Origin of the sequence: Agromyces rhizosphaerae (assembly GCF_027925245.1) — a bacterium.
Classification (GTDB): domain Bacteria; phylum Actinomycetota; class Actinomycetes; order Actinomycetales; family Microbacteriaceae; genus Agromyces; species Agromyces rhizosphaerae.
In genome coordinates this window covers 856509-869229 of sequence record NZ_BSDP01000001.1, presented here as the reverse complement: position 1 = coordinate 869229, position 12721 = coordinate 856509, and the positions used below count along the sequence as shown (strand labels likewise).

Below are 12721 nucleotides of genomic sequence, written 5' to 3'. Positions count from 1 at the left end.
GGGACTGCGAGGGGAAGCGGGCGGCCCCGTGCAGCGGGCGGTGCCGGGCCTACGCGCCCCGGTGTGCGCGCACGATCGCGGCGTACACGCCGGCGCTGGGCTTCGCCGTGCGCGCGAACGTCTCCCGGTCCACCTCGTGCAGGCCGAGCTGCTTGGAGTAGCCGAAGATCCACTCGAAGTTGTCGAGCAGCGTCCACGTGCAGTAGCCCATGACGGGCACACCCGCGCCGATGACGCGGTCCATGCTCGCGATCGCCGGCGGAAGGAACGCCTGTCGCACGCCGTCGTCGTCGGTGGCGATGCCGTGCTCGGTGACGAACACCGGCCTGCCGCTGACCCGGTGGGCGTACTCGATCGCCCCGCCGAGCGAGTCGGGCTCGACCGCCGTTCCCATCTGGTTCACCGTGCTGCCCTCGGGCGGCGGCAGCTGGCCGTCGGGCCCGTAGACGATGCGCTCGTAGTTCTGCACCCCGATGAAGTCGTCGCCCCGGGCGAGTTCGAGCCAGTGGTCGTAGACCGCGGCGCGCTTGCGGTCGCGCAGTGCCTTGCCCCCGGGGGCGGCCACGTCGTCGACGATCGCGAGCGACAGGCCCACGGGGAGTTCGGGCCGGTGCGCCTTGATCGCGTCGCGCGCAGCGAGGTGGGCGGCCGTCATGCCGGCGCGCATCGCGGGAAAGTCCTCGCGCAGCATCACGTTCGACGCGCGGTACCGGGGCACGCCGGCCGCAGCGCCCGCGGCGTCGAGGGTCGCGCGCTCGAGGTCGGCGACGAAGTCGGGCAGGCCCGCCCAGGTGAGCATCTGGGGCAGGTCGGGCTCGTTGAACGTGACCGCGACGGCGATCCGGTCGCCGAAGCGCCGCATCACGGCGTCGGCGAACCGGGCGAACAGCGCCGGCGCCTCCTCGTCGAGCCACGCGCCGCGGCACGCGAACCAGTGCGGCGAGGTGAAGTGGTTGAAGGTGACGACCGGGGCGAGTCCGCGCGCGAGGCATCCGTCGACCACCGCCTCGTAGTGCGCGAGCGCCTCGTCGGAGAACTCGCCCTCCCGCGGCTCGATGCGCGCCCACTCGACCGAGAACCGGAAGGCGTTCAGGCCCATGCCGCGGGCGAGGTCGAGGTCGGTCTCCCACAGCTCCCAGCTGTTGCACGCCGGGCCCGAGGGCTCGCTGAAGACCGTGGGCGTCACGTGCTCGAGGAACCAGGTGTCGCTCTCGGTGTTGCCGCCCTCGTTCTGGTGGCCGGCTGTCGCCACGCCCCACAGGAACTCCGTCATCTCGGCCCCTTCGCCGCTTCGTCGCACCGTCCCACGGTAGCCCGGCCCACCACGTCGAGGGGCGGCCGCGGCCGCTCGATAGAGTGAGCGCATGTCGGGAGGCGGCAGGGACGACCGCTCGGTGGCCGAGAAGCTCTTCGCCATCGCCGACGCGTTCGCCGGCGCCGAGGAGCTGACGCTCAGCGAGATCGCCGCGCGCGCGGCACTGCCGCTGTCGACCGCCCACCGTCTCGTCGGCGAGTGGACCGAGTGGGGCGGCCTGGTGCGCGGCGACGACGGGCGCTACCGGGTGGGCATGCGCATGTGGCGGCTCGGCGTGCGCGAGCCCACCGCGCGCCGGCTGCGGAACGCCGCGATGCCCTACCTCGAGGACCTGCTCGACGCGACCGGCGAGCATGTGCACCTGGCGGTGCGCGACGGGCTCGGCGTGGTCTACCTCGAGCGCCGCTCGGGCGAGAAGGCCGTGGCCATGGTGTCCGACATCGGCACGATACTGCCGCTGCACGCCACCGGCGTCGGGCTGGCGCTGCTCGCGCACGCTCCGGCCGACGTGTACGACGACGTGGTCGCGGCGGGCCTGCGGAGGTTCCAGCAGAACACGATCACCGACGAAGGCGAGCTTCGGCGGCGGCTCGCCGAGGTGCGGCAGACGGGCATCGCGACGAGCGTGCAGGCGCTCACGCGCGGCGCGTTCTCGGTCGCGGCCCCCGTGCGCGACGCCACGGGGGAGGTGGTCGCGGCGGTGTCGATCATCGCCCACGTCGAGCGACTCGGCGAGCCGCAGTTCGGCCTCGGCGTGCGCATCGCGGCCCGAGGCATCTCGGCCGCGCTCGGGTACCGCGCGCCGGGAACCTGAAACGGTTCGATTCGGCTTCCACTGAGTGGAAACCGATCCCCACGGCGAGCACGGCGGGTGCATCGTGGACACGTCCCATTCCCGACGACGCGAGAGGCGATCCGTGAGCATGCACCCCGTCGCGAACCAACCAGATCTCACCCAGGGCGAGATCGACGACGAGATCGCCGAGCGCACTGCGGCCGAGCGCGAGGCCGCCGCGGGCGGCGCGCTCCCGTCGCATCCGCGTCGCGACTTCCGCCCCTACCGGTCGACGACCCTCCGGCACCCCACCCACGAGCTCGTGCGTGCCGACCCCGAGGAGATCGAGCTGGTCTCCCCGGCATTCGGCCACACCGACGTGGCGCCCGAGGAAGCCGACATGACCATCCAGCACTCGGGCGAGCCGCAGGGCGAGCGCATCATCGTGACCGGCCGCATCCTCGACGGCGACGGCCGGCCGGTGCGCAACCAGCTCGTCGAGATCTGGCAGGCCAACGCCGCGGGCCGCTACGTGCACAAGCGCGACCAGCACCCCGCGCCGCTCGACCCCAACTTCACCGGCGTCGGCCGCATCATCACCGGCGACGACGGCTCGTACCGGCTGACCACGATCAAGCCCGGTCCGTACCCGTGGAAGAACCACCGCAACGCGTGGCGTCCGGCGCACATCCACTTCTCGTTCTTCGGCAGCGCCTTCACCCAGCGGCTCATCACCCAGATGTACTTCCCCGGCGACCCGCTGTTCGGCCTCGACCCGATCTACCAGTCGATCGTCGACCCGGCCGCGCGCGACCGCCTGGTCGCCGGCTACGACCACGACGTGAGCGAGCCCGAGTGGGCGCTCGGCTACCGGTGGGACGTGGTGCTCACCGGACCGAAGTCGACCTGGATGGAACCGGAGGACGCCGATCATGCCTGAGCAGTCCGAGCACGAGTACCTGCAGACCCCGTCGCAGACGGTCGGTCCGTTCTTCGGCTACGCCCTGCCCTACGCGGGCGGCCCCGACGTGCGCGCGCCCTGGCAGCCCGACGCCGTGCGACTGCACGGCCGGGTGCTCGACGGCGCCGGCGAGGGCGTGCCCGACGCGTTCGTGGAGATCTGGGGGGCGGATGCTACCGGCAGGCCGTCCACCGAGCTGGGCTCGTTCGACCGCGACCAGCACGGGTTCGCCGGCTTCGGCCGCTCGGCCGCCGACCGCGCCGGGAACTACTCGTTCACGACCATCAAGCCCGGTGCCATGCGCGAGGGCTCGGCCCCGTACCTGCTCGTCGCGGTGTTCGGCCGCGGCATCCTGCAGCACCTCTTCACGCGCGCGTACTTCGGCGACGAGGCCGAGGCGAACGCGAGCGACCCGCTGCTCGGCCGCATCGACGAGGGCCGTCGCGACACGCTGATCGCGGTGCCCGACGCCGAGCGCTCGTACCGCTTCGACATCGTGCTGCAGGGCGAGGGCGAGACCGTGTTCCTCGACTACGGTACGGAGATATGACCGCAGCCTCGTGGGGTCTGCTGGACCCCGCCGGCGCCGGCGCGTCGGCGACCGGCGACGACGAGGTGCTGCGCGCGATGGTCGACGTCGAGGCGGCGCTGCTCGGCGCCTGGGGCGACGTGCTCGGCGAGCCGCACGACGCCGCGGCCGCGGTGCTCGACGCCGGCGCGCTCGATCGCGCATCGCTCGTCGAGGGCGTGGCCCGCGACGGGGTCGTGGTGGTCGCGCTCGTGCCGCTGCTGAGCGCGCAGCTCGAGGACGCCGGCGAGTCCTCCGCCCACCTGCACCTCGGCGCGACGAGCCAGGACGTCGTCGACTCGGCGCTCATGCTCGTCGCCTCGCGCGCGCTCGCCGACGCGCGCGACCGGCTGCTGGCGTCGGGCTCGGCGCTCGCGGCGCTCGCCGTGACGGGTCGCCGCGACCCGCGGGTGGCCCGCACGCTCGCCCGGCCGGCCGCCCCGTCGACGCTCGGCGTGCTCGCCGCCGACTGGCTCGACGGCGTGTCCTCCGCCGTGGCCGCGATCGACGCGCTGGAGTTCCCGGTGCAGTTCGGCGGCGCGGTCGGCACGGGCGTGAAGGCGGATGCCGCGGCCGGGCGCCCCGGCGCCGCCGACGAGGTGCGCGCGGCGCTCGCCGCGCGTCTCGGGCTCGCCGATCCCGGCCGCTCCTGGCACACCGAGCGCAGCGCGGTGCTCGCGGTCGCGCACGCGGCCTCGACCGTGGTCGCGGCGCTCGGGCGCATCGGACGCGACGCCACCCTGCTCTCCCGCCCCGAGCTCGGCGAGGTCGTGCTCGCGGGCGGCGGCGGCTCATCGGCCATGCCGCACAAGCGCAACCCCGTCGACGCGGTGGCGCTCACCGCCGCCGCGGTCGAGGCCCCCGGGCTCGTCGCGACCGCGACCGCCGCCGCGTCCGCCGCCGACGAGCGGCCCGCGGGGGAGTGGCACGCCGGCTGGGGCGCGTTCCGCCGGCTGCTCGCGCTCGCCGAGTCGGCGTCGGCCGCATCGGCGCGGCTCGGCGGCGGCATGACGTTCGACCCCGAGCGTGCCGCGGACCTGCTCGCCGCGAGCGGCGTCGGGGCGGCGGACGACGTCGTGCTCGCGGCATCCGACCGCATCGTCGACCGGGCCGTCGCCCGGTTCGCCGCCGTCCGTGACGCATCGAACCCAGGAGGAGACGCATGAGCGTGCCCGTGCTGCGCGGATCGTTCGCGCCCGGCACCGTCGCCGCCGGCACCCAGCCGCTGCTGGTGCTGCTGCCGTCGCTCGGCACCACGACCGCGCTGTGGGACGGCGTCGTCGCCCGCCTGCGCGCCGACGCCGCGGGGGCGCGCCTGCGCATCCTGCGCGTCGACCTGCCCGGCCACGGCGCGAGCCCCGTCGCGACCGAGCCCTTCACGATCGCCGAGCTCGCCGAGGCGGTGCTCGCGATCGTCGACGAGGCCGGCGGCGGCGCGTTCCACGTCGGTGGCGTCTCGCTCGGCGGCACGGTCGCGCTCGAGCTGGCCGCCGCCCATCCCGACCGGGTGCGCAGCCTGTTCGACTCGTGCAGCGGCGCGCGCATCGGCACGCCCGACGGCTGGGCCGACCGGGCCGCGTCGGTGCGCGCGAGCGGCACCGCGTCGCTCGTGACCGGCAGCGCCGAGCGCTGGTTCGCGCCCGGGTTCCTGGGCGCCGACGACGGGGCCGGCTCGCGCGCGCTGCACGCACTGGTGGAGATCGACGACGACTCGTACGCGCGCTGCGCCGAGGCGCTGGCCGGGTTCGACCGCACGGCCGACCTGCCCGCGATCGACGTGCCCGCGCTGCTCGTGAGCGGCCAGCACGACGCCGTGACCACGCCGGCCTCGATGCAGGAGATGGCCGACGCGATGCCCGACGCCGTGCACGTGGAGCTCGACGACGTCTCCCACCTCGCGGTGCTCGAGGCGCCGGATGCGGCGGCCGACCTGCTGCTCGGCCACATCCTGCGCACGGAGGCCGGCGCCGAGGCATCCGCCGCCCATGCCCGCGGCATGCAGACCCGCCGTGGGGTGCTCGGCGACGCGCACGTCGATCGCGCGATCGCCGGCACGACCCCCGAGACGGCCGCGTTCCAGGACTTCATCACGCGCTACGCGTGGGGCGAGATCTGGTCGCGCCCCGGCCTGAGCCGCCGCGAGCGCTCGATCGCCACGCTCGCGAGCCTCGTCACGAGCGGCCACGAGGCCGAGCTGCGCATGCACGTGCGCGCCGCGCTGCGGAACGGCCTCAGCCCCGACGAGATCTCGGAGGTGCTGCTGCACACCGCGCTCTACGCCGGGCTGCCGCCCGTGAACGGCGGCCTCGCGATCGCACGCGAGGTGTTCGCGGAGGTCGCCGCCGACGAGGCATCCGACCGTGCATCGGACCCCGAGCCCGGCTCGACCGACCCGCACTGACCCGACCGGAGGAACACATGGACAAGACGTACGCGTCGGCCGACGAGGCCGTCGCCGACATCCCGTCGGGATCGTCGCTCGCCGTCGGCGGGTTCGGGCTCTCGGGCGTGCCGATCGTGCTGATCCGCGCGCTGCTCGCCCGCGAGGTCGACGAGCTCGAGATCGTGTCGAACAACTGCGGCGTCGACGGCTGGGGCCTCGGGCTGCTGCTCGCCGACGGCCGCATCCGCCGCATCATCGCCAGCTACATCGGCGAGAACAAGGAGTTCGGCAGGCAGTACCTGTCGGGCGAGGTCGAGGTCGAGCTCACCCCGCAGGGCACGCTCGCCGAGCGGCTGCGTGCCGGCGGCGTCGGCATCCCCGCGTTCTACACCGCGACCGGTGCGGGCACCGCGGTCTCCGACGGCGGGATGCCGCTGCGCTACGCGCCCGACGGCCAGGTGGCCCTCGCGAGCGACCCGAAGGAGCTGCGCCCGTTCGACACGTTCGGCGCGAGCCGCGAGTACGTGCTCGAGCAGGCGATCCGCACCGACTACGGGCTGGTCCGTGCCGCCGTCGGAGATCGGCACGGCAACCTCCGGTTCGAGAAGGCCACCCGCAACTTCAACCCGCTCGCGGGCATGGCCGGCAAGGTCACGATCGCCGAGGTCGACGAGCTCGTCGAGCCGGGCGTGCTCGACCCCGACGACATCCACCTGCCCGGCATCTACGTCGACCGCGTCGTCGAGCTCACGCCCGAGCAGTCGGCCGACCTGCCGATCGAGAAGGTCACCGTGCGCACCCGAGGAGACGTCTGATGCCGCTGACCCGCGACGAGATGGCCGCGCGCGCGGCCCGCGAGCTCGAGGACGGCTCGTACGTGAACCTGGGCATCGGACTGCCGACGCTCATTCCGAACCACCTGCCCGAGGGCGTCGAGGTCGTGCTGCACTCGGAGAACGGCATCCTCGGCGTCGGCCCCTACCCGTGGGAGGGCGAGGAGGACCCGAAGCTCATCAACGCCGGCAAGGAGACCGTGACGGTCGTGCCGGGGGCGGCGTACTTCGATTCGGCGTCGAGCTTCGGCATGATCCGCGGCGGGCGGGTCACGCACGCCGTGCTCGGGGCGATGCAGGTGTCCGAGGGCGGCGACATCGCCAACTGGGCCGTGCCCGGCAAGATGGTCAAGGGCATGGGCGGGGCGATGGACCTCGTCAACGGCGCCGAGCACGTGCTCGTCGTGATGGAGCACGTGGCGAAGAACGGCTCGTCGAAGATCGTGCCGCAGTGCACGCTGCCGCTCACGGGCCGGGGCTGCGTCGACCGCATCATCACCGACCTCGCGGTGTTCGACGTGACCGATTCCGGGCTGGTGCTCATCGAGCTCGCGCCCGACGTGACCCTGGAGCAGGTGACGGATGCCACGGAGGCGCCGTTCACCGTCGCCGAGGGGGTGGCGGCGTGACCGAGCTGCGCACCGCGGTCATCTGCGCGCCCCTGCGCACGCCCGTCGGGCGCTTCGGCGGGGCGCTCGCGCCCGTGCACGCGCGCACCCTGGCGGTGACGGTGCTCGAGGCGCTGCTCGAGCGCACCGGCATCGACCCCGCCGCGGTCGACGGCGTGATCGGCTCGCAGGGGTACCCGACCATGGAGTCGCCGGCGTTCGGCCGGGTCGCCGCGCTCGACGCGGGCTTCCCCGTGACCACGGGCGGCTACCAGCTCGACCGCCGCTGCGGATCGGGCCTGCAGGCCGTGGTCAACGCGGCGATGGAGGTGCAGACCGGGGCATCCGACGTGGTGGTCGCCCTCGGCGCCGAGTCGATGTCGAACGCACCCCTCTATACCGAGGAGGGGCGGCGCGGGCTGCCCGCTGGCGGGCTCATGCTGCACGACGCGCTCGGCCGCGGCCGCGAGACGGTCGGCGGCTCGCGATTCCCCACGCCCGAGGGCAACGTCGGGTCGGCCGAGCTGCTGCGGCGCGAGTACGGCATCTCGCGTGCCGCGCAGGACGCGCTCGCGCTGCGCTCGCACCAGCGTGCCGTCGCGGCCTGGGAGTCGGGCGCCTTCGACGCCGAGACCGTGCCGGTCACGGTGCCCGGGCGGCGCGGCGCGACGGTCGTCGACCGCGACGAGCACCCGCGGGCCGACACGACGCTCGAGGCGCTCGGCGGGTTGCGGGCGATCCTCGGGCGGAACGACCCGGACGCCACCGTGACCGCCGGCAACGCCAGCGGCCAGAACGACGCGGCCGCCGCCTGCATCGTGACGACCCCGGAGCGGGCGGAGTCGCTGGGACTGACCCCGGTGCTGCGCCTCGTGTCGTGGGCCGCCGCGGGCAACGACCCGCTGCGCTTCGGCGTCGCGCCGGTGCCCGCCGCGAACCGCGCGCTCGAACGCGCGGGCCTCGGCTTCGCCGACCTCGACGTGATCGAGCTCAACGAGGCGTTCGCGGTGCAGGTGCTCGCGTGCCTCGCCGACTGGGGCCTCGACGCCGAGGACCCGCGGCTGAACCCGCGCGGCAGCGGCATCTCGATCGGGCACCCGATTGGCGCGACCGGGCTGCGCATGCTCGCGACCCTCGCGCACGAGCTGCCCGACCTCGACGGCGACCTCGCGCTCGAGACCATGTGCATCGGCGGCGGCCAGGCGCTCGCCGCGGTCTTCGCGCGGGTCTGAGCGGCGAGTCCTCAGGTCGCGGGTGCGGGCGGCGGCGTGCCGGGAGCAGCGCCGCCCGCGGGCGGCGCGGTCACCGGGGCCTTCGTCGGCTGCGCCGTCATCACGATCAGCACGATGAAGCCGGCGACCGGCAGCAGCAGCCAGAACAGGTTCCCCCACCCGTAGCCCGCGTCGCGCAGGCGCCGCACCGTGACCGCGAGGTTCGGCAGCAGCACGGCCAGCCCCCAGATCCCGCCGAGGATCGAGCCGAGCAGCACCCCGTCGTCGAGCCGGATCACGTTCAAGACGTTCAGCCCCGCCGACACGAGCACGAGGAACAGCACCCACCACCAGTACTCCGGCCGCGTCGCACGCCCGCGGAACTCGGCGTACTTGCGGAACACCGTCTGGATCGACTCCCCGAACGACATGGCGATCGCCTCCCGCGACTCGACTGGTCCGTCGGCGACCACGCTACGACCGCGACGGCGCCCGGGCAGGGACCAACGGCCTTCCCGCCCGCTGCCCCGCACCGGGGTCGTGGGGGCCGGATGCCCCGAGCGGAACGTGCCGCCCGGGGCATCCGTCGTGCTACGGCAGCACGGGGAGGAAGGCGCAGTTGCCGTACGCCGCCCGGCCCTCGAGCCGGTCGACGAGCCAGGACTGGCCCTGCGCTGCTCGGGTGATGAGCGGCGTGAGGTGGTTCAGGCCGGTGCCGTGCGACGACGCGGGCTGCACGACCGAGACGTAGCGGACCGCCGCGCCCTTCGCGCACCAGTCCTTCGCGAGCTGCTTCGCCTGGTCGTGGCCGACGATGTCGTCCTTCGTACCGGTCAGCACCATCACCGGGATCTCGGGCTCGAGCGTGCCGATGCGCTGCGCGTCGATCGCCGCGAGCGCCGCCGGCGTCCGCTGGGCGACCTGGTACAGCGAGCTCCCGCTCGTGGTCCACGACGAGGTCGAGCCGAACGCCGTGCCCGTGCCGAGCAGCGCGTCGCCGATGCACCGCTCCGACAGCGCGTCGAGCGTGGCCCGACCATTCGCGTTGAGCTCGGGCTCGAGCGCGGCGACCAGCGCGGGGTCGTACTGCGAGATGCCGTTGAGCGCGAAGCCGATGACCCCCGTGAGCGCGGTCCGGTCGGCGGTCTGCATGACCTCGGCGAGGTCTGCCGGGGGTGCGCCCGCGTAGGCGCCCTTCAGCTCGAGCTCGGGCGCGTACGTCGGGGCGAGCTCGGCGGCGGATGCCACGGCGCCACCGCCCTGCGAGTACCCGTAGAGCCCGACCGGCGAGTCGGCCGTCACGCTCGCGCCGGGCACCGTGCTGGCGACGCGCGCCGCGTCGAGCACCGCGTGGCCCGAGTCGAGGCGCACCACGTACGAGTGCACGCGGTCGGTCGTGCCGAGCCCGATGTAGTCGGTCACGACGACCGCGATGCCCCTGTCGAGGAACGCGTAGATGCTCGGGATCTCGTAGCCGATGGAGATCGAGCCGTCCTCCACGACGAGGAGCTGCTCGAGCGTGCGCGACGGTGCGCACGGGTCGCCCTGGCCTTGCGTGCCCTCGGCGAACGAGACCAGCGGCCGGTCGCCGCCGCCCTGCCAGGACTTCGACGGCTCGATGTACACGCCCGAGACCGCGACGGGTTCGCCCAGGGCATCCGTCGACTGGTACATGATGCGCGTGGCGGTTCCGGGCAGCGGGCTGACGTCGCCGTCGTGGTCGACGGAGACGCCGAGCCGCATCGGCTCGGAGCGGACGAGTTCGCCGGGCGACCCGGTGAGCTCGGATGGCGGATCGTAGAACGACCCCTCGGCATTGGCTGGGGTCGCGGTGAGCAGGCCGAGTGTCAGAGCCCCGATCACGGCACACACCGTTGTGCGTCGCATACAGTCCCTCCTTTGGGATCAGCGGAATTCACGACGAAAGCTAGCGGTGGATGCCATGCCGGGCCGCGAAACTTCGGGGACGCGCACAGTTGTACGGACCATCGAGTCCGTTGAGTTGTGCGGATCGTCAACGCCCGAGAAGAACCCCGGAACATCTGGAGGCCCGCTCGTGCCCTGAGGCCCGTCAAGAAACTGCGCTCTGCAGCGCGGAAGCGCAGCTTCCTGACGGGTCTCGGGTGGGGTCAGGTGGTCACCACGTCGGCGAGGGCTCGGCGTGGGCTCGGGCGCGGGGCGCGCTCGGGGTGGCCGAGGCGGAACGCGACCAGGCCCTGCGCGGCCGGCGCGCCGATGAGGGCGGCCCACTCGTCGGAGTAGGCGTCGACGGCGCCGGTCGCGCGGGCGCGGTCGATGCGCTCGGTGACCTGGTTCATGTGGTGGAACGCGAGGCCGAGCCGGGTCGCCTCGAGGTGCAGGCGCTGGAGGAGCCGGCCGCCGGCGACCTGCGCGGCGGGGTCGAGCGCGTCGTGGACGACGATCACGCCGTAGGCGGCGGCCGTCGCCGTGTGGGTGTCCCGCGTCGACGAGACCCAGAACGCGTCGCCCTTCGTGCGCGAGGTCGCGGGCAGCAGCTTCGCCATCGCGAGCGTGAAGGCGTCGAGGCCCTGCGCGTCGAGCGTGAGTCCGTCGCGGTAGCGGTCGACGTCGGCGCGATCGTTGCGGAACCAGGCGAACGCCTCGACCGACTGCTCGTCGTCGGCGACGATGCCCTCGGTCGCGCGCACGTAGAGGTCGCCGAGGGCGGTGCGGTTCGCGGCATCCGTCACGAGCACGAGCCGGGCACGGTCGTCGCCGAGGGCCTCCAGTGCGGCGAGGTCGGCCGGGTCGACGGGGCCGGGGGCGAACGGGCCGCGATTCGTGTGGCGCTCGGCGATGGCCCCGGCTCGGGCGCGGTCGAGCGTGCCCGGCGCAGCACTGGCGGCGAGCGAGATGCGCGCGATGAACTCTGGGTCGGATGCCTCCGGCAGCAGCTCGACCTCGGCACCGACGCCCTGCCCGCGGGCCGCCGTCACCACGTTCTCGACGGCGCAGCCCAGGCCCGCGCGGTGCTCGCGCGAGAACGGGTCGGTCACGGGCATCCGCCTGCTCGCGTCGTCGCGCACCTCGATGACGGCGCCGTCGGCGTCGGCCCCGTCGACGTGGAACCGCCAGCCCTGCGTGTTGTGCGGATTGGCGGCGAGGACGCCGGCGGCGACGATCGCGTCGAGTCCGGTGAGCGTCGGCCACGCCGACCAGAGCTCGTACGGGTCGCCCTGGCCGCTGGTCCAGACTCCGTTGAGGGCACCGCGCACGCCGACGACGCCCGCGCCCGCGAGCACGAGGCCGCCCGCTCCGAGGCCGAGGGCGGTGAGCGCGGTGCGGCGCGTGGGTCGGCTGTCTGCCGGCTCGCCGGGCTCGTGCTGCTTCGTGCGTCGGGACGGTGCCATGGTGCGTCCTCTCCGAGGTGGTGCCGGTGTCAGTCGGCGGGCGGGTGCAGGGCCTGTGCGCCCTCCTCGGTGAGGAGCGCACGGACGAGCGCGGTCGAGACCGCGGGGGCGGTGTGGGCGGATGCCTCGGGGTCGACGACCTCGAGGAACGCGGGCGTCGCCTCGCTGGCGATCCAGGCGGCGACGACGACCTCGCGGGGGTCGGTGCCGGGGGCCAGCGGATGCAGCAGGCCGGCGTCGACCAGCAGCGCGACGAGCCCCGTGATCGCGTCGACCTTGGCGGTGAAGTTGGCCCGGTACGCGGCGGCGAGCTCGGGGTCGGCGGCGAGGAGGCCGGTGAGCTCGCGCGAGAAGAACGCGAAGCGCGAGGTGACGAGCGGCTGGCCCGCGAGCGCGTCGACGAACGCGCGCAGTGCGTCCGGGGCATCCGTCGGCAGCGCCTCAGGTGCGGTCGACGCCGTCGCCCACTCCGCGAACAGCGCACGGATGATCGCCTGCTTGTTCGGGAACCAGTAGTAGAGGTTGCCCGGGCTGATGCCGGTCGCGGCCGCGATGCGGTTCGCCGACACGGCGGCGGTGCCGTGCGCGTTGAACAGGCGTAGGGCGGTCTCGAGCAGTTCGTCGCGGCGGCGGGCGGTGCGCTGCGGGCGGCGTTCGGCTGCGGGGGCATCCGTCATGTTCGTAGTATAAACACTC

Annotated in this window: 13 protein-coding genes; 8 read left to right on the top strand and 5 right to left on the bottom strand. The window is 74.0% G+C overall.

The window, feature by feature from the left end:
• Positions 1 to 49: 49 nt before the first annotated feature.
• Complete coding sequence (locus tag QMG39_RS04150) at positions 50 to 1273, bottom strand: glycoside hydrolase family 1 protein (protein ID WP_281882599.1); 1224 nt, start codon at positions 1271 to 1273, stop codon at positions 50 to 52.
• A gap of 91 nt (positions 1274 to 1364) precedes the next feature.
• On the opposite strand from QMG39_RS04150, the gene QMG39_RS04145 reads away from it, so the two are divergent.
• From QMG39_RS04145 to QMG39_RS04110, 8 genes are all read left to right on the top strand, one after another.
• A complete protein-coding gene (locus tag QMG39_RS04145; protein ID WP_281882598.1) occupies positions 1365 to 2129 on the top strand; it encodes an IclR family transcriptional regulator in 765 nt (254 codons plus the stop codon).
• Positions 2130 to 2238: 109 nt separating this feature from the next.
• Positions 2239 to 3030: a protocatechuate 3,4-dioxygenase subunit beta gene (gene pcaH / locus QMG39_RS04140; RefSeq protein WP_281887150.1), complete on the top strand. Its 792-nt coding sequence runs from the start codon at positions 2239 to 2241 to the stop codon at positions 3028 to 3030.
• Positions 3023 to 3601 carry a protocatechuate 3,4-dioxygenase subunit alpha gene (pcaG, locus tag QMG39_RS04135; RefSeq protein WP_281882597.1) on the top strand — a complete coding sequence of 193 codons (579 nt, stop codon included), beginning with the start codon at positions 3023 to 3025 and terminating at the stop codon, positions 3599 to 3601. Before pcaH ends, pcaG begins: the two co-directional genes overlap by 8 nt.
• Positions 3598 to 4785 (top strand): lyase family protein, encoded by a 1188-nt coding sequence (locus QMG39_RS04130; protein ID WP_281882596.1) that lies wholly within the window; start codon positions 3598 to 3600, stop codon positions 4783 to 4785. The genes pcaG and QMG39_RS04130 overlap by 4 nt, the downstream gene beginning before the upstream one ends.
• On the top strand, positions 4782 to 6020 hold the full coding sequence (pcaDC, locus tag QMG39_RS04125; protein ID WP_281882594.1) for a bifunctional 3-oxoadipate enol-lactonase/4-carboxymuconolactone decarboxylase PcaDC: 1239 nt from the start codon (positions 4782 to 4784) through the stop codon (positions 6018 to 6020). The genes QMG39_RS04130 and pcaDC overlap by 4 nt, the downstream gene beginning before the upstream one ends.
• Before the next feature lie 17 nt (positions 6021 to 6037).
• Positions 6038 to 6817: a CoA transferase subunit A gene (locus tag QMG39_RS04120; protein ID WP_281882592.1), complete on the top strand. Its 780-nt coding sequence runs from the start codon at positions 6038 to 6040 to the stop codon at positions 6815 to 6817.
• A complete protein-coding gene (locus QMG39_RS04115; protein ID WP_281882591.1) occupies positions 6817 to 7464 on the top strand; it encodes a CoA transferase subunit B in 648 nt (215 codons plus the stop codon). The genes QMG39_RS04120 and QMG39_RS04115 overlap by 1 nt, the downstream gene beginning before the upstream one ends.
• Positions 7461 to 8675, top strand: a complete 1215-nt coding sequence (locus QMG39_RS04110; protein ID WP_281882590.1) for an acetyl-CoA C-acetyltransferase — start codon at positions 7461 to 7463, stop codon at positions 8673 to 8675. The genes QMG39_RS04115 and QMG39_RS04110 overlap by 4 nt, the downstream gene beginning before the upstream one ends.
• Positions 8676 to 8686: 11 nt before the next feature.
• Here QMG39_RS04110 and QMG39_RS04105 read toward each other — a convergent pair whose 3' ends face one another.
• The 4 genes from QMG39_RS04105 to QMG39_RS04090 form a co-directional block, all read right to left on the bottom strand.
• Complete coding sequence (locus QMG39_RS04105) at positions 8687 to 9085, bottom strand: DUF805 domain-containing protein (RefSeq protein ID WP_281882589.1); 399 nt, start codon at positions 9083 to 9085, stop codon at positions 8687 to 8689.
• A gap of 160 nt (positions 9086 to 9245) precedes the next feature.
• Positions 9246 to 10517, bottom strand: coding sequence for a lipase family protein (locus QMG39_RS04100; RefSeq protein ID WP_281882588.1), 1272 nt, complete (start codon positions 10515 to 10517; stop codon positions 9246 to 9248).
• A gap of 266 nt (positions 10518 to 10783) precedes the next feature.
• Positions 10784 to 12025 carry an Acg family FMN-binding oxidoreductase gene (locus tag QMG39_RS04095; protein ID WP_281882587.1) on the bottom strand — a complete coding sequence of 414 codons (1242 nt, stop codon included), beginning with the start codon at positions 12023 to 12025 and terminating at the stop codon, positions 10784 to 10786.
• Positions 12026 to 12054: 29 nt separating this feature from the next.
• Positions 12055 to 12702 (bottom strand): TetR/AcrR family transcriptional regulator, encoded by a 648-nt coding sequence (locus tag QMG39_RS04090; protein WP_281882586.1) that lies wholly within the window; start codon positions 12700 to 12702, stop codon positions 12055 to 12057.
• Positions 12703 to 12721: the final 19 nt, after the last annotated feature.